Consider the following 15,075-nt stretch of genomic DNA (forward strand, 5'->3'; position numbering starts at 1 on the left):
GGTTTGTCTACGTCTCTTTCTGGTGTTGGTATATAACTGTCAACTGCATCCATTAAGTCCCATATCTTGCCACACCATTGACAGTCTCTTTGTCCACATCCGCATTCCATTGCTTTTAATGCTGAACCTACTACTATCGGTGTGTCATCTCCTGGGAATTCATATTCATTTAAGAGCTCTCTTACTTCCATCTCTACTAATTCGATTAATTCTTGGTCGTCTACCATGTCTGCTTTGTTTAAGAATACTACAATGTATGGCACGCCTACCTGTCTTGCTAACAGGATGTGCTCTCTTGTCTGTGGCATTGGACCGTCTGCTGCTGATACTACCAGTATCGCTCCGTCCATCTGCGCTGCTCCTGTTATCATGTTCTTTACGTAGTCTGCGTGTCCTGGACAGTCAACATGGGCATAGTGCCTTTTCTCTGTCTCGTACTCTACGTGCATTGTGTTTATTGTGATTCCTCTTGCTTTTTCTTCTGGTGCTTTGTCTATTTCATCGTATGCTGTCGCTTGTGCCATTCCTTGTTTTGACAATACTATCGTTATTGCTGATGTTAATGTCGTTTTGCCATGGTCTACGTGTCCTATTGTCCCTATGTTTGCATGGGGTTTCTTTCTTTCGAATTTTTGCTTTGCCATTTCTTTTCCTCCTTACATTAATTTTTTTATTTTTTTTCTAATATTTGATCAGCAATGTTTTTAGGTACTTCTTCATAATGGCTAAATTGCATCGTATAAGTACCTCTTCCTTGAGTTTTTGAACGAAGGTCTGTAGCATATCCAAACATTTCAGCCAGTGGAACCATGCCTCTTATGACTTTCGCACCAGCTCTATCCATCATACCTTCGATTCTTCCACGTCTTGAGTTTATGTCACCCATTACGTCGCCCATATATTCCTCAGGAACAACGACTTCCACTTCCATTATAGGCTCTAAAAGAACAGCTCCGCCCTTTTTCATACCTTCTTTGAAAGCCATTGAACCTGCTATCTTAAATGCCATATCAGATGAGTCGACTTCATGGTATGAACCGTCAACTAATGAAACTTTAACGTCAACAACTTCGTATCCTCCAAGGATGCCATTTTCCATTGCTTCCTGCACACCGGCATCTACTGAAGGAATGTATTCTTTTGGTATGACACCACCGACTATCTTATTTTCAAATTGATACCCTTGACCTCTCTCTAAAGGCTCCATTTCAAGCCATACATGACCATACTGACCACGTCCACCTGACTGTCTTATGAATTTTCCTTCCACACGTACAGGTTTTGTTATAGTCTCTTTGTATGCAACTTGTGGTTTACCAACGTTGCACTCTACATTAAATTCTCTCTTCATTCTGTCGACTATGATTTCCAAGTGCAATTCGCCCATACCAGCTATAATAGTCTGGCCTGTCTCTTGATCTGTGTACGTCTTAAATGTAGGATCTTCTTCAGCCAGTTTTTGAAGAGCTACTGCCATTTTATCCTGAGCAGCTTTAGTTTTTGGCTCTATTGCAACTCTTATAACAGGTTCAGGAAACTCCATTGACTCTAATAGAATAGGCTGATTTTCATCGCACAATGTATCTCCTGTAGTTGTATCTTTCAGTCCAACTGCTGCAGCTATATCACCTGTATAAACTTTGTCAATTTCCTTCCTGTGGTTAGCGTGCATCTGGAGAATTCTTCCTATTCTCTCTTTCTTCCCTTTTGTGGAATTTAAAACATATGAACCTGCTTCCAAAGTTCCTGAATATACTCTAAAAAACGCAAGCTTTCCAACGTAAGGGTCAGCCATTATCTTAAAAGCAAGTGCTGAAAATGGTTCGTTGTCATCTGCCTTTCTCTCTATCTCCTCATCGCTATTAAGCTTCATGCCCTTTACAGCAGGAATATCTATAGGAGATGGCAAATACCTTACGACAGCATCCAGCATAGGCTGAACACCTTTGTTCTTGTAAGAAGAACCACAAGTTACGCACACCAGCTCGTTGTTGATAGTTCCCTTTCTTAAAGCAGCGTGTATTTCCTCTTCTGTAATCTCTTGACCTTCTAAGTATTTTTCCATCAAAACTTCATCTTGCTCTGAAACAGCTTCTAATAGCTTTTCTCTATACTCTTCCGCTAAATCCTTTAAATCTGCAGGAATCTCAACTTCGTCTGACACTGTTCCTAAATCATCTTCGTATATGATAGCGCGCATCTTAATCAAGTCAATAATCCCAACAAACGTATCCTCTTTCCCTATAGGAAGCTGTATCGCTACAGGATTTGCGTTCAATCTTTCTTTCATCATTTTAATTACATTAAAAAAGTCCGCACCCATTATGTCCATCTTATTTACATAAGCCAATCTTGGGACTCTGTACTTATCAGCCTGTCTCCAAACCGTCTCTGATTGTGGCTCAACGCCACCCTTTGCGCAAAAGACTGCAACTGCACCATCTAACACTCTTAAAGAGCGCTCTACCTCAACTGTAAAGTCCACGTGTCCCGGCGTATCTATTATATTTATCTTATGATCTTTCCAATAGCATGTTGTAGCAGCAGAAGTTATCGTAATACCTCTTTCCTGCTCTTGCTCCATCCAGTCCATTGTAGCATTTCCCTCATGCACTTCACCTATTTTATGGACTTTTTCTGTATAAAACAGTATTCTTTCGGTAGTAGTAGTTTTGCCAGCATCTATATGCGCCATTATTCCAATATTCCTAACTTTATCTAAGCTGTAATCTCTAGGCATTTATATCCTCCTTTCCTGCCCATATAATACACACTACCATCACCATCATTACCATCTGTAATGTGCGAATGCTTTATTTGCTTCAGCCATTTTATGTGTATCTTCTCTTTTCTTGACGCTAGCACCTGTATTATTTGCCGCATCCATGATTTCAGCTGCTAACTTCTCAACCATTGTCCTTCCGCTTCTTTTTCTTGCAAAGTCAATGATCCATCTGATTCCAAGAGTTTGCCTTCTCTCAGGCCTTACCTCAACAGGTACTTGGTAAGTAGCACCACCTACACGTCTCGGCTTTACTTCAAGAACAGGCATGACATTGTTCAATGCCTCTTCAAATACTTCTAATGGATCTCTACCAGTTTTTTCTCGTATTAAATCAAATGCACCGTAGCATATCTTCTGTGCTATACCTCTCTTGCCACTGTACATTATCTTATTTATTAACTTTGTCACTTTTTTGCTATTATATACTGGATCTGGTAGCACATCGCGTTTTGCTACATAGCCTTTTCTAGGCATTCACTATCCCTCCTATCATTTAGGTTTTTTAGCACCATATTGCGAGCGAGCTTGTTTCCTGTTTGCAACTCCAGCTGCATCAAGTGTTCCTCTTATAATTTTGTATCTAACACCAGGCAAATCTTTTACCCTTCCACCTCTTATAAGTACAACAGAGTGCTCTTGAAGATTATGACCAATACCCGGTATATATGCTGTAACTTCAGTGTTATTGACAAGTCTTACCCTTGCTATCTTTCTTAAAGCAGAGTTTGGCTTCTTTGGTGTTGTAGTTTTAACAACTGTGCAAACACCCCTCTTTTGAGGATTACCTTTTAATGCCGGGGATGCAGATTTATATTTAACTTTCTTTCTTCCTTCTCTTACTAATTGATTGATTGTCGGCATCATTCCACCTCCTTCCAATTTTTAGAAGATTTATCCCCTAAATAGGGGATAAATCTGATTGCTCTTACTTTAATTCAGCAGCAGTAGCTGCTCCAACATCAATGCCGCACATATCACCTAATTCACTCATTGTGTCTATATAAACTATTTCGATAGACTTTGAATTACAAGCATCAATGATTTTTTTAGTTACATGTTCTTCAGCATCCCGAGCAATATATACTTTAGCAGCTTTATCATTTGTAACGGCTTTAAATGTCTGCTTCGCTCCTATAACCATTTTAGAAGAACTGCTTTTACTTGAACTCATTAAGTTCTTCCTCCCTACATGGAAGTAGTTTTTAACACACTTAAATATTTTATCATTAAGGTCAATCTCTGTCAACAATAGATATTATTTTACATCTGCCTCCACATTATCACTTTCAGCAGCATTTTCTTCACTTTCTGATTGACCTGCAGTCTTAACGACAATGTTTCTGTACCTTGACAAACCAGTTCCTGCCGGAATCAGTTTACCAATTATGACATTTTCCTTAAGACCTATCAAAGGATCAACCTTTCCTTTTATAGCTGCATCAGTCAAAACTCTGGTTGTCTCTTGGAATGATGCAGCAGATAAGAATGAATCTGTAGCAAGTGCAGCTTTTGTGATTCCTAAAAGGGCTCTCGTTCCTGAAGCTGGCCTTAAGCCTTTCTCCAAGGCCTTTCTGTTTTCTTCTTCAAAAGCAAACATATCTACCAGTTCACCAGGCATCATTGATGTATCTCCAGAATCTTCAATCTTAATCTTCCTCATCATTTGACGTATTATTACCTCGATGTGTTTGTCGTTTATTTCAACACCTTGTAGTCTATATACTTTTTGAACTTCCTGCAATAAATACGTCTGAACCGCAAATAATCCTTTTATCTTCAATATATCATGCGGATTTACAGATCCTTCTGTAAGCTCGTCGCCTGCTTCGATGTACTGGCCATCTTGAACTTTAAGCCTTGATCCGTAAGGTATAAGGTATGTCTTTGAAATATTATTTTCATTGTCTGTTATTACAACTTCTCTCTTCTTTTTGGTTTCATTTATTTTGACAATACCTGGTATCTCAGATATGACAGCTAATCCTTTTGGCTTTCTCGCTTCAAACAACTCTTCAACCCTCGGTAAACCTTGTGTTATATCAGCACCAGCAACACCGCCGGTATGGAAAGTCCTCATTGTAAGCTGTGTACCTGGTTCTCCTATAGCCTGCGCTGCGATTATACCGACAGCCTCGCCAATCTCAACTTGTGAACCGGTAGCCAAGTTCCTTCCATAGCACATCCTGCAGACGCCATGTTTTGATTTGCACGTCAAAAGCGATCTTATCTTAACCTTTTTGATGCCTAATTCTTCAATCCTCTCTGCATCTTCTTCAGAAATCATCGTATTTTTCTTTACTATTATTTCGCCTGTAATAGGATCTTTTATGTCTTCCAATGATATTCTTCCGCTTAATCTATCTGCAAGCTTTTCTATTACTTCATTGCCTTCCTTAATCTCAGTTACGTAAATTCCTTCATCTGTGCCGCAATCATCTTCCCTGATTATCACATCCTGGCTTACATCTACAAGCCTTCGTGTTAAATAACCTGAGTCGGCAGTTCTTAAAGCTGTATCAGCTAAGCCCTTTCTGGCACCGTGAGTAGAAATAAAGAATTCCAAAACGTTGAGTCCTTCTCTAAAGTTAGACCTTATAGGAAGCTCAATTATCCTACCTGCAGGGTTAGCCATCAATCCTCTCATACCAGCTAACTGCTTTATCTGATTTTTGCTACCTCTTGCACCTGAATGAGCCATCATGAATATAGGATTGAATCTATCAAGATTAGCCATGAGAGCGTCACTTACTTTTTCTGTCGTCATGTTCCACGTTCTAATGACGCTTTCGTACCTTTCTTCTTCTGAAATGAGACCACGCCTAAACTGAGCATCTATTTTCTTAACTGCTTCGTCAGCTTCATTTAAAAGGGTCTTCTTCTCTTCAGGTATTGCCATATCAGAAACGCTAACAGTCAATGCAGCCTTAGTAGAATATTGATATCCTAAAGCTTTTATCTTGTCTAAGGTTTCAGCGGTCTTTGTAGGTCCATGCACTCTGTATACTCTGTCCAATATCTTGCCTAATTTCGACTTATCGACTAATGTAGATACTTCCAAATCAAACATGGTATCAGGATTTGTCCTATCTACAAAACCTAAATCTTGAGGAATAGCTGAATTAAATATAAGTTTTCCTATAGTGGTCTCGATGACTTTAGTCTTGATCTCGCCATTTACCTCTCTCTTCATTCTCACTTTTATCTTAGCATGGATGTTTATTTGACCTAATTGATAGGCCATAAGAGCTTCTTCATAATCTTTAAATAGTCTGCCTTCACCTAAGACGCCGTCTTCATCGCCTGTCAGATAGTAGCACCCTAAAACCATATCTTGAGTAGGTGTCATGACAGGCTTTCCATCCTGTGGCTTTAATATGTTATTAGCAGCCAACATTAAAAATCTTGCTTCTGCTTGCGCCTCTACAGTCAAAGGAACGTGGACTGCCATCTGGTCTCCATCAAAGTCAGCGTTGTAAGCTGTACATACCAAAGGATGAAGCTTTATAGCTCTGCCTTCTACTAAGACAGGTTCAAATGCCTGTATGCCTAAACGGTGTAGTGTAGGTGCTCTGTTTAAAAGAACTGGATGCTCTTTGATTACATCTTCTAAAACATCCCACACTTCTGGGCGGACTTTCTCAACCATTCTCTTTGCGCTTTTTATATGCTGTGCTATTCCTTTGTCAACAAGCCTTTTCATCACAAAAGGCTTGAAAAGCTCAAGAGCCATCTCTTTAGGAAGACCGCACTGATAAAGCTTTAATTCCGGACCAACTACTATAACAGAACGTCCAGAATAGTCTACCCTCTTACCTAACAAGTTTTGCCTAAACCTTCCTTGCTTACCTTTTAGCATATCAGACAAAGACTTCAGTGGTCTGTTGCCAGGACCTGTAACTGGTCTTCCTCTTCTGCCATTATCAATAAGGGCATCAACAGCTTCCTGCAACATTCTCTTCTCATTTCTGACTATGATGTCAGGAGCGCCTAAGTCAAGAAGTCTTTTCAATCTATTGTTTCTATTTATGACCCTTCTATAAAGATCGTTCAAATCCGATGTTGCAAACCTTCCACCATCCAATTGAACCATTGGTCTTAAGTCAGGTGGAATTACAGGTATGACGTCAAGTATCATCCATTCAGGCTTATTGCCTGAATCCAAAAATGCTTGCACAACTTCTAATCTTCTTATTGCTCTGACGCGCTTTTGACCCGTTGACTCCCTAATTTCAGCCTTTAACTCTTTTGACAATTTCTCAAGGTCTATCTCTTGGAGAAGTTCTTTTATAGACTCGGCACCCATGCCTGCTTTAAACTTATTGCCGTACTTATCTAAATACTCTCTGTACTCTTTCTCGCTTAAAAGCTGCTTCTTAGAAAGGTTAGTCTCACCGGGATCTATCACGACATAAGACGCAAAATACAAAACTTTTTCAAGGGCTCTCGGCGACATGTCAAGTATCAGTCCCATGCGGCTTGGTATGCCCTTGAAATACCATATATGGGAAACAGGGGCAGCAAGTTCAATATGCCCCATTCTTTCACGTCTAACTTTCGACCTCGTAACCTCAACGCCACATCTATCACATATAACACCTTTGTATCTTACTCTCTTGTACTTGCCACAATGGCATTCCCAGTCCTTCGTAGGTCCAAATATCTTTTCACAAAACAATCCTTCTCTTTCTGGCTTTAAGGTCCTGTAATTTATAGTCTCAGGTTTTTTCACTTCACCTCTTGACCATTCCCTTATCTTTTCGGGTGAAGCAAGTCCTATTTTCATCGAATCAAAATTTTTAAGCTCAAACAAGGAGTTTCGCTCCCTTCATAATAATTTTATAAATCATAATCATCATCAAAGCTGTCACTATCGCCAAAGTCTATATCGTTAGGTTCAAAGTTAAGATCGTCAAATGCATCCTTATCTTCATCAAAATCTTCGTTAAATTCTTCGCCATAATTTACTTCTGGCGGCGCATCTTCTCTTCCCTCAATATTGATGTTTATCGTATCTTCTGAAATGTCATCATCGTCGTCATCTTCAAATTCTTTTAGTGCTACTTCTTGATTATCTTCCGTCAATACTTTAACATCAAGGCAAAGACTTTGCAACTCTTTAACAAGAACCTTAAATGACTCTGGAACACCTGGTTCTGGTATATTTTCACCTTTGACTATAGATTCGTATGTTTTAACACGTCCCGTTATATCATCAGACTTAACTGTAAGTATCTCTTGCAATGTATGAGCAGCACCGTATGCTTCAAGCGCCCATACTTCCATCTCACCAAATCTCTGACCACCAAACTGTGCTTTACCGCCAAGTGGCTGTTGTGTGACAAGCGAATATGGCCCTGTAGACCTAGCATGCATTTTATCATCAACAAGGTGATGCAACTTGAGCATGTACATATATCCAACAGTAACTGGATGGTCAAAAGGTTCACCTGTTCTTCCATCGTAAAGCTGTATCTTTCCATCTGGCGAGAATCCCGCTTTTTCAAGCAGCTCTTGTATATCTTCCTCATGGGCACCATCAAATACCGGCGTAGCCATGTACCACCCCAAAGCTTTTGCTGCAAGTCCCAAGTGGACTTCCAGAACCTGACCGATATTCATACGGGAAGGAACACCAAGAGGGTTCAAACAAATCTGAAGTGGTGTACCATCGGGTAAAAATGGCATATCCTCAACAGGAAGTATCCTTGAAACGACACCTTTGTTTCCGTGCCTACCTGCCATCTTATCGCCGACAGATATCTTCCTTTTCTGTGCGATAAAAACTCTCACCATCTCATTTACTCCTGGAGGCAGTTCATCGCCATTTTCTCTCGTGTACACTTTGACATCTACAACTATACCGCCTTCACCATGTGGAACTCTTAAAGAAGTATCTCTGACTTCCCTTGCTTTCTCTCCAAATATAGCTCTTAATAGTCTTTCTTCTGCAGTAAGCTCTGTTTCACCTTTTGGAGTCACTTTCCCTACGAGAATATCTCCAGCCGTAACCTCTGCACCGATGCGTATGATTCCTCTCTCGTCTAAATCCTTTAATGCTTCTTCGCCAACATTGGGAATATCCCTTGTTATTTCTTCAGGTCCTAATTTCGTATCTCTGGCTTCTGATTCGTATTCCTCAATATGGATAGATGTAAGAGCATCTTCTTTTACAAGTTCTTCGCTAATTAAAATAGCATCCTCGTAATTGTAACCTTCCCAAGGCATAAATCCAACCAATACATTGCGTCCAAGTGCAATTTCACCCAACTCTGTAGAAGGTCCATCGCTTATAACCTGTCCTTTTTCAACACGATCCCCTTCATTTACTATCGGTCTACAATTTATGCAAGTTCCCTGGTTCGACCTCTTAAATTTAAGAAGTTCGTACTCGTCTCGTCTTCCATCATCTGTCTTTATGACTATTTTATCTGCTGTAACTCTTTCTACTATCCCACTGTTTCTGGCAATATTTACAACACCTGAATCCCTGGCAGCTTTGTACTCAATTCCAGTTCCAACGATAGGTGCCTGCGGAACAAGAAGCGGAACAGCCTGCCTCTGCATGTTTGAACCCATCAGAGCCCTGTTTGCATCGTCATTTTCCAAAAAAGGAATCATTGCGGTAGCGACAGAAACCACCTGTTTCGGTGAAACATCCATAAAATCCACTTCTTCTCTGGGCACTGACAAAATATCGTCTTTTGAGCGGACTGTAACTCTCTCATTTATAAATCTATTTTCTTCATCAAGAGGCTCATCTGCTTGAGCGATTACATATTCATCTTCCACATCTGCAGTCATATACACAATCTCATTGAGAACTTTACCTGTCGATTTATCCACTTTTCTATAAGGAGCTTCAATAAATCCATATTCATTAATCCTTGCATATGTAGCAAGAGAACCTATAAGTCCTATGTTTGGTCCTTCAGGCGTTTCTATAGGACACATCCTGCTGTAATGCGTGTGATGGACATCCCTAACTTCCATTCCGGCTCTTTCTCTACTTAGTCCTCCAGGACCTAATGCACTTAATCTTCTCTTGTGAGTCAGCTCTGCAAGGGGATTTGTCTGATCCATAAACTGTGAAAGCTGTGAACTTCCAAAAAACTCCTTAATTGCAGCAACAACAGGCCTAATATTTATCAAATTTTGAGCAGTAATTTCGCTGACATCCTGTATAGTCATTCTTTCCCTAACTACTCTTTCCATCCTTGATAGACCTATTCTAAACTGATTTTGAAGCAATTCGCCAACTGATCTAAGCCTTCTATTCCCAAGGTGATCAATATCATCAACAAACCCAACACCGTAGGAAAGATTTAAATTGTAATTTACAGAAGCAATTATATCATCTTTAGTAATATGTTTAGGTATTAATTCGTCCAATCTTCTTCTTATCTCATTTTTTATCTCATCTTCGCTTGAAAAATTATTAAGGATCTCTTTTAAAACAGTCAAATGAACTTTCTCTTTTATCTTTAGATCTGAAACATCAAAAGAAAGCGGATATTCATTAATATCAACAGTATTATTGCCAATTATCTTCACTGGTCTTCCTTCAACAAGCACTTCAACTTCATTTATACCGCAATCCTGGATTTTTTTAGCAGTCTCTCTTGATATTCTTTGACCTTCCTCAACAATGATTTCACCCGTCAGTGGATTAACTATCTTTGTAGCAGCCTTTTGATTTGTCAGCCTTGAACTTAGTGCAAGCTTTTTATTAAATTTATAACGACCAACATGCGCGAGGTCGTATCTTTTTGGATCAAAGAATAAAGAGTATAACAAACTTTTAGCGCTTTCAACTGTAGGTGGTTCACCAGGCCTCAATCTTTTATATACCTCAAGCAAACCTTCTTCTTCAGATTTCGTAGTATCTTTATCAAGTGTTGCTTTTATCCTTTCATCTTCTCCAAAAAGATCTAATATCTGTGCATCTGTCCCATAACCTAAAGCCCTTAAAAAAACAGTAATTGGAACTTTCCTCGTCCTGTCTATTCTAACAGAAAAGATATCATTTGAATCTTCTTCGTATTCCAGCCATGCACCTCTATTTGGTATAACAGTTGCAAAAAATAGCTTTTTCCCTAATTTATCAAACTGTTGTTCGTAATATACTCCTGGCGATCTCACCAACTGACTGACGATGACACGCTCTGCACCATTTATTATGAAAGTGCCTTTGTCGGTCATCAAAGGAAAATCACCCATAAAAACTTCTGATTCCTTGATTTCACCGGTATCGCGATTAGTCAATCTTACCTTTACTTTCATTGGTGCCGCATAAGTAGTATCCCTATCTTTGCATTCCTCTACAGAGTATTTAGGATTGTCATCAAGCTTATAGTCTAGAAATTCTAAAGACAAATTGCCGGTAAAACTCTCAATTGGAGAAATGTCTCGGAAAACTTCCCTTAAACCTTCTTCCAAAAACCACTTATAGGAATTTTTTTGAACTTCGATCAAATTAGGCATATCCAAGACTTCTTCAATCCTTGCAAAGCTCATTCGCTTCTTGTAGCCGGCATCAACAGGATGTAACATCCACTTCACCCCTTATAAATTTAAAATAACCAAAAGAGAAAGCTTTTGGATAATATACAGAAAGACATAATTATTATTTACCAGAATACATACAAATATTCTATTATTTACATGCTATAAAAAATTTTCTTGTCGTATTTTAATTTATGTAATAAATGACACTGTTAATGCAATATATAATATTACCACAATGGCAAAAGCATGTCAATAAGAGATATTCAATTAAAAGAAAAAAAGCACTCTTAACGAATGCTTTTTTTTCCTAAAAATACACTTATTTTAATTATTTTATTTCTACTTTTGCTCCAACTTCTTCAAATTTTGCTTTTATCTGATTTGCTTCATCTTTGCTTACGCCTTCTTTAATTGGCTTTGGAGCACCTTCAACAAGGTCTTTTGCTTCTTTTAAGCCAAGATTTGTAACCTCTCTAACAACTTTTATTACTTTTATTTTTTCTGAACCTACATCTGACAATATAACATCAAATTCAGTCTTCTCCTCAGCAGGTGCTGCTGCTGCTCCTGCTGCAGGTGCTGCTGCTACAGCAACAGGTGCTGCTGCTGAAACTCCAAACTCTTCTTCCAAAGCTTTTACTAAATCAGCTAATTCTAATACTGTCATATTTTTTATGGCTTCTAAGATTTCTTCCTTATTCATTACATATACCTCCATTTTTATTTTTATTGTGTTATTGTGCTTCTTTTTTCTCTTTAACAGCATTTAAAGCTATTACAAGACTTCTCAATGTACCAGACAATACATACACAAGGTTGTTTATAGGTGCCTTCATGCTGCCAAGTGCTTTTGCAATAAGTTCTTCTTTCGATGGCAATTCGGACAGCGCTTTTATTTCTTCTGGTCCCACTATCTTGCCATCTACAATACCTGCTTTTAATTCTAAGCCTTTATTGTTCTTTAAGAATTCAACCAGAATTTTAGCAGGTGTAACAGGGTCATCGTACCCAAAAGATACTGATGTCGGTCCTTCTAAGTACTTTTTTAAGTCAGTGTAACCCAGTTCTTGTGCCGCACGCCACATCAAAGTATTTTTGTATACTTTATATTCAGCGTTGGCTTCTTTAAACTTTCTCCTTAAAGCAGTATCGTCTTCCACTGTCAATCCACTATAGCTGGTAAATATGACGGATTGTGCTCTTCCCAGTTTATCTTTAAACTCGCTAACAACTTTTTCCTTAGCTTCCCTCGCTGTGCTCAAACTTACACCTCCCGTCTTAAATATTAAAAGGATCCACCGTAGACATGAGGATCCTTCTTTGCTTTATCAAAAACCTCGGTAGGATTTATGTGTTGCCACACCTACTGTCTACGGTAAGTTTTCAATTTTACTTTAAAAGTATATCACTATTATGGTTTTATGTCAACAGCTATCACACGATTCTTTGCGGATTAACCTTGATTCCAGGTCCCATCGTCGATGAGAGGACAACGCTTCTCAAATATTGTCCTTTTGCTGCTGCAGGTTTAGATCTTATTATAGCATCCATTATCGTCTTAAAATTCTCAACCAATTTCTCTTGTCCAAAAGAAACTTTTCCAATAGGTACATGGATTATTGAATTTTTGTCAACTCTGTACTCAATTTTACCAGCTTTCACGTCTTTTACTGCCTTCTCAATATCAAATGTGACTGTACCCGCTTTTGGGTTTGGCATTAAGCCTTTTGGTCCTAAGACCTTACCAAGTCTACCTACAACACCCATCATATCTGGCGTAGCTATAACAACATCATAGTCAAACCAGTTTTCATTTTGAATCTTTGCAACTAATTCTTCAGCTCCGACATATTCAGCACCAGCAGCTTCAGCCTCTTTTGCTTTATCGCCTTTTGCAAAAACTAAAACTCGAACCGTTTTACCTGTTCCGTGAGGAAGTATTACAGTTCCTCTGACCTGTTGATCCGCATGTCTTGGATCGACGCCAAGCCTTACCGACAGATCAACCGTCTCATCAAATTTTGCCTTTGCAGTCTTCAAAACCAAATCAACGGCTTCATTTGCATCATACAATCTTGTCTTGTCTATTAATTTCACACTATCTAAATATTTTTTACCATGTTTCATACTATACTTTACCTCCTTGTGGTATTTTTCGGACATAAGTCCTCCCACTTAACAATCACTGTTCAATTTCAATACCCATGCTTCTCGCAGTACCAGCTATCATTCTCATAGCTGCCTCAATATCTGATGCATTTAAGTCTTTCATCTTCAGTTCTGCTATTTCTCTTACTTTATCCTTTGAAATCTTTGCGACTTTTTGCTTGTTAGGCTGTGGTGAACCACTTTCAATGCCAGCAGCCTTCTTTAAAAGCACAGCCGCAGGTGGTGTCTTAGTGATGAATGAAAATGACCTATCTGCATATATGGTAATAACTACAGGAATGATCAAACCAGCTTGTTTTGCCGTCTTTTCATTAAACTCCTTACAAAAACCCATTATATTGACACCATGTGGTCCAAGAGCTGTACCTACTGGTGGAGCTGGTGTAGCCTTTCCTGCAGGTAACTGTATCTTGACAACTGCAGCAACTTTTTTAGCCATGTTTACACCTCCTAATTCATGTCATCTATTGAATTTTTTGAATCTGGACAAAGTCAAATTCCACTGGGGTTTCTCTGCCAAACATCGAAATCAAAACTTTAGCCTTTTGTCTGTCAAGGTAAATCTCTTCAACAACACCGATGAAATTCTCAAGTGGTCCGGCAATAACCCTAACACTATCGCCTACTTTTATATCTACTGACGTCTGTATCTCCTTAATGCCTAAGCTTCTCACTTCCGCTTCAGTAAGTGGTACAGGTTTAGATCCAGGCCCAACAAAGCCAGTTACGCCTCTGGTATTTCTTACCACATACCATGATTCATCATTCATTACCATCTTCACCAGTACGTATCCCGGAAATACCTTTCTGTCAACAGATTTCTTTTTGCCGTCTTTTATCTCTACCACTTTTTCAGTCGGAACTACGACTTGATGTATTAAATTTTGAAGATTTCTATTTTCAACAGACTTTTCCAGATTCGCTTTAACCTTATTTTCATATCCGGAATAAGTATGGACTACATACCATTTAGCTGAATTTGTTTCAGACATCATCGATTTGGGGATAAACCCCATCCTCCTTTAACTTTTTATAATTAATTTCAGTAGATAGCTAAAGGCCGAGTCTGCAAGGAATATCAACAATGTAAATGCTATTACCACAACCAGTACAACTTCTGTATATGCAATCAAATTATCTCTTGTTGGCCACGTAACTTTCTTCATCTCGGCTTTTATTTCCCTAAAAAACTTCCCGACTTTTCTCCTTTCATCGGCAGCCATCGAATCACATCCCTTTATAACTTGTTTTTTACCTTGTCTCTTTATGCAATGTATGTTTTCTGCAGAACTTACAGTATTTCATAAGCTCTATCCTATCAGGATCGTTCTTCTTGTTTTTAGTAGTATTATAGTTTCTCTGCTTACATTCCGTGCAAGCTAATGTGATCTTAACCCGCAACAATTCCACCTCCCGGAATTTAAAACTACTTTTAAAACTTTATCATAAATATTAATTTATGTCAATCTAATTGTATAGACTCAAAAAAAGCCAGGTAAAATACCCAGCCCTTTTTATGACAGAATCTTGGAAACAACACCGGCTCCTACTGTGTGTCCGCCTTCTCTTATAGCAAATTTTAATCCTTCTTCCATCGCTATCGGTGTTATTAATTC

General features: G+C 38.8%; 15 protein-coding genes and 1 other annotated feature. All 15 genes read right to left on the bottom strand.

Going from position 1 to position 15,075, the window contains the following annotated elements; genetic code table 11:
- Positions 1-644, bottom strand: a 644-nt coding sequence (locus HNR52_RS10870; RefSeq protein WP_435619541.1) for a GTP-binding protein, incomplete at its 3' end; no start/stop codon positions are given.
- A gap of 26 nt (positions 645-670) precedes the next feature.
- Positions 671-2,740 (bottom strand): elongation factor G, encoded by a 2,070-nt coding sequence (gene fusA, locus HNR52_RS10875; RefSeq protein ID WP_435620580.1) that lies wholly within the window; start codon positions 2,738-2,740, stop codon positions 671-673.
- A gap of 48 nt (positions 2,741-2,788) precedes the next feature.
- The gene (gene rpsG / locus HNR52_RS10880) at positions 2,789-3,259 is read right to left on the bottom strand and encodes a 30S ribosomal protein S7 (protein ID WP_014757920.1); all 471 of its coding nucleotides are present in this window, start codon (positions 3,257-3,259) and stop codon (positions 2,789-2,791) included.
- Positions 3,260-3,274: 15 nt separating this feature from the next.
- Entirely contained in the window at positions 3,275-3,646 is a 372-nt protein-coding gene (gene rpsL / locus HNR52_RS10885) for a 30S ribosomal protein S12 (protein WP_013787145.1), read from the bottom strand.
- A 64-nt stretch (positions 3,647-3,710) separates the two neighbouring features.
- Positions 3,711-3,956 (bottom strand): ribosomal L7Ae/L30e/S12e/Gadd45 family protein, encoded by a 246-nt coding sequence (locus tag HNR52_RS10890; RefSeq protein WP_013787144.1) that lies wholly within the window; start codon positions 3,954-3,956, stop codon positions 3,711-3,713.
- Positions 3,957-4,040: 84 nt separating this feature from the next.
- Positions 4,041-7,595 carry a DNA-directed RNA polymerase subunit beta' gene (gene rpoC, locus HNR52_RS10895; protein ID WP_013787143.1) on the bottom strand — a complete coding sequence of 1,185 codons (3,555 nt, stop codon included), beginning with the start codon at positions 7,593-7,595 and terminating at the stop codon, positions 4,041-4,043.
- Between the two features lie 26 nt (positions 7,596-7,621).
- Positions 7,622-11,335 carry a DNA-directed RNA polymerase subunit beta gene (gene rpoB / locus HNR52_RS10900; RefSeq protein ID WP_435620581.1) on the bottom strand — a complete coding sequence of 1,238 codons (3,714 nt, stop codon included), beginning with the start codon at positions 11,333-11,335 and terminating at the stop codon, positions 7,622-7,624.
- A gap of 283 nt (positions 11,336-11,618) precedes the next feature.
- Positions 11,619-11,993, bottom strand: a complete 375-nt coding sequence (gene rplL, locus HNR52_RS10905; RefSeq protein WP_013787141.1) for a 50S ribosomal protein L7/L12 — start codon at positions 11,991-11,993, stop codon at positions 11,619-11,621.
- Positions 11,994-12,024: 31 nt separating this feature from the next.
- Positions 12,025-12,552 carry a 50S ribosomal protein L10 gene (rplJ, locus tag HNR52_RS10910; protein ID WP_013787140.1) on the bottom strand — a complete coding sequence of 176 codons (528 nt, stop codon included), beginning with the start codon at positions 12,550-12,552 and terminating at the stop codon, positions 12,025-12,027.
- A 14-nt stretch (positions 12,553-12,566) separates the two neighbouring features.
- Positions 12,567-12,684 (bottom strand) — a sequence feature (ribosomal protein L10 leader region).
- Positions 12,685-12,724: 40 nt separating this feature from the next.
- Positions 12,725-13,417, bottom strand: a complete 693-nt coding sequence (gene rplA / locus HNR52_RS10915) for a 50S ribosomal protein L1 (protein WP_041592050.1) — start codon at positions 13,415-13,417, stop codon at positions 12,725-12,727.
- A 55-nt stretch (positions 13,418-13,472) separates the two neighbouring features.
- The gene (gene rplK / locus HNR52_RS10920; protein ID WP_013787138.1) at positions 13,473-13,898 is read right to left on the bottom strand and encodes a 50S ribosomal protein L11; all 426 of its coding nucleotides are present in this window, start codon (positions 13,896-13,898) and stop codon (positions 13,473-13,475) included.
- Positions 13,899-13,923: 25 nt separating this feature from the next.
- Complete coding sequence (gene nusG, locus HNR52_RS10925) at positions 13,924-14,451, bottom strand: transcription termination/antitermination protein NusG (protein ID WP_014757914.1); 528 nt, start codon at positions 14,449-14,451, stop codon at positions 13,924-13,926.
- A 30-nt stretch (positions 14,452-14,481) separates the two neighbouring features.
- The gene (gene secE, locus HNR52_RS10930) at positions 14,482-14,682 is read right to left on the bottom strand and encodes a preprotein translocase subunit SecE (protein ID WP_013787136.1); all 201 of its coding nucleotides are present in this window, start codon (positions 14,680-14,682) and stop codon (positions 14,482-14,484) included.
- Positions 14,683-14,710: 28 nt separating this feature from the next.
- Positions 14,711-14,860, bottom strand: coding sequence for a 50S ribosomal protein L33 (gene rpmG, locus HNR52_RS10935; RefSeq protein ID WP_013787135.1), 150 nt, complete (start codon positions 14,858-14,860; stop codon positions 14,711-14,713).
- Positions 14,861-14,973: 113 nt separating this feature from the next.
- The coding region (locus tag HNR52_RS10940; protein ID WP_284698232.1) for an EF-Tu C-terminal domain-related protein at positions 14,974-15,075 on the bottom strand (102 nt) is incomplete at its 5' end.

Origin of the sequence: Thermoanaerobacterium thermosulfurigenes (genome assembly GCF_051201035.1) — a bacterium.
GTDB lineage: Bacteria > Bacillota > Thermoanaerobacteria > Thermoanaerobacterales > Thermoanaerobacteraceae > Thermoanaerobacterium > Thermoanaerobacterium thermosulfurigenes.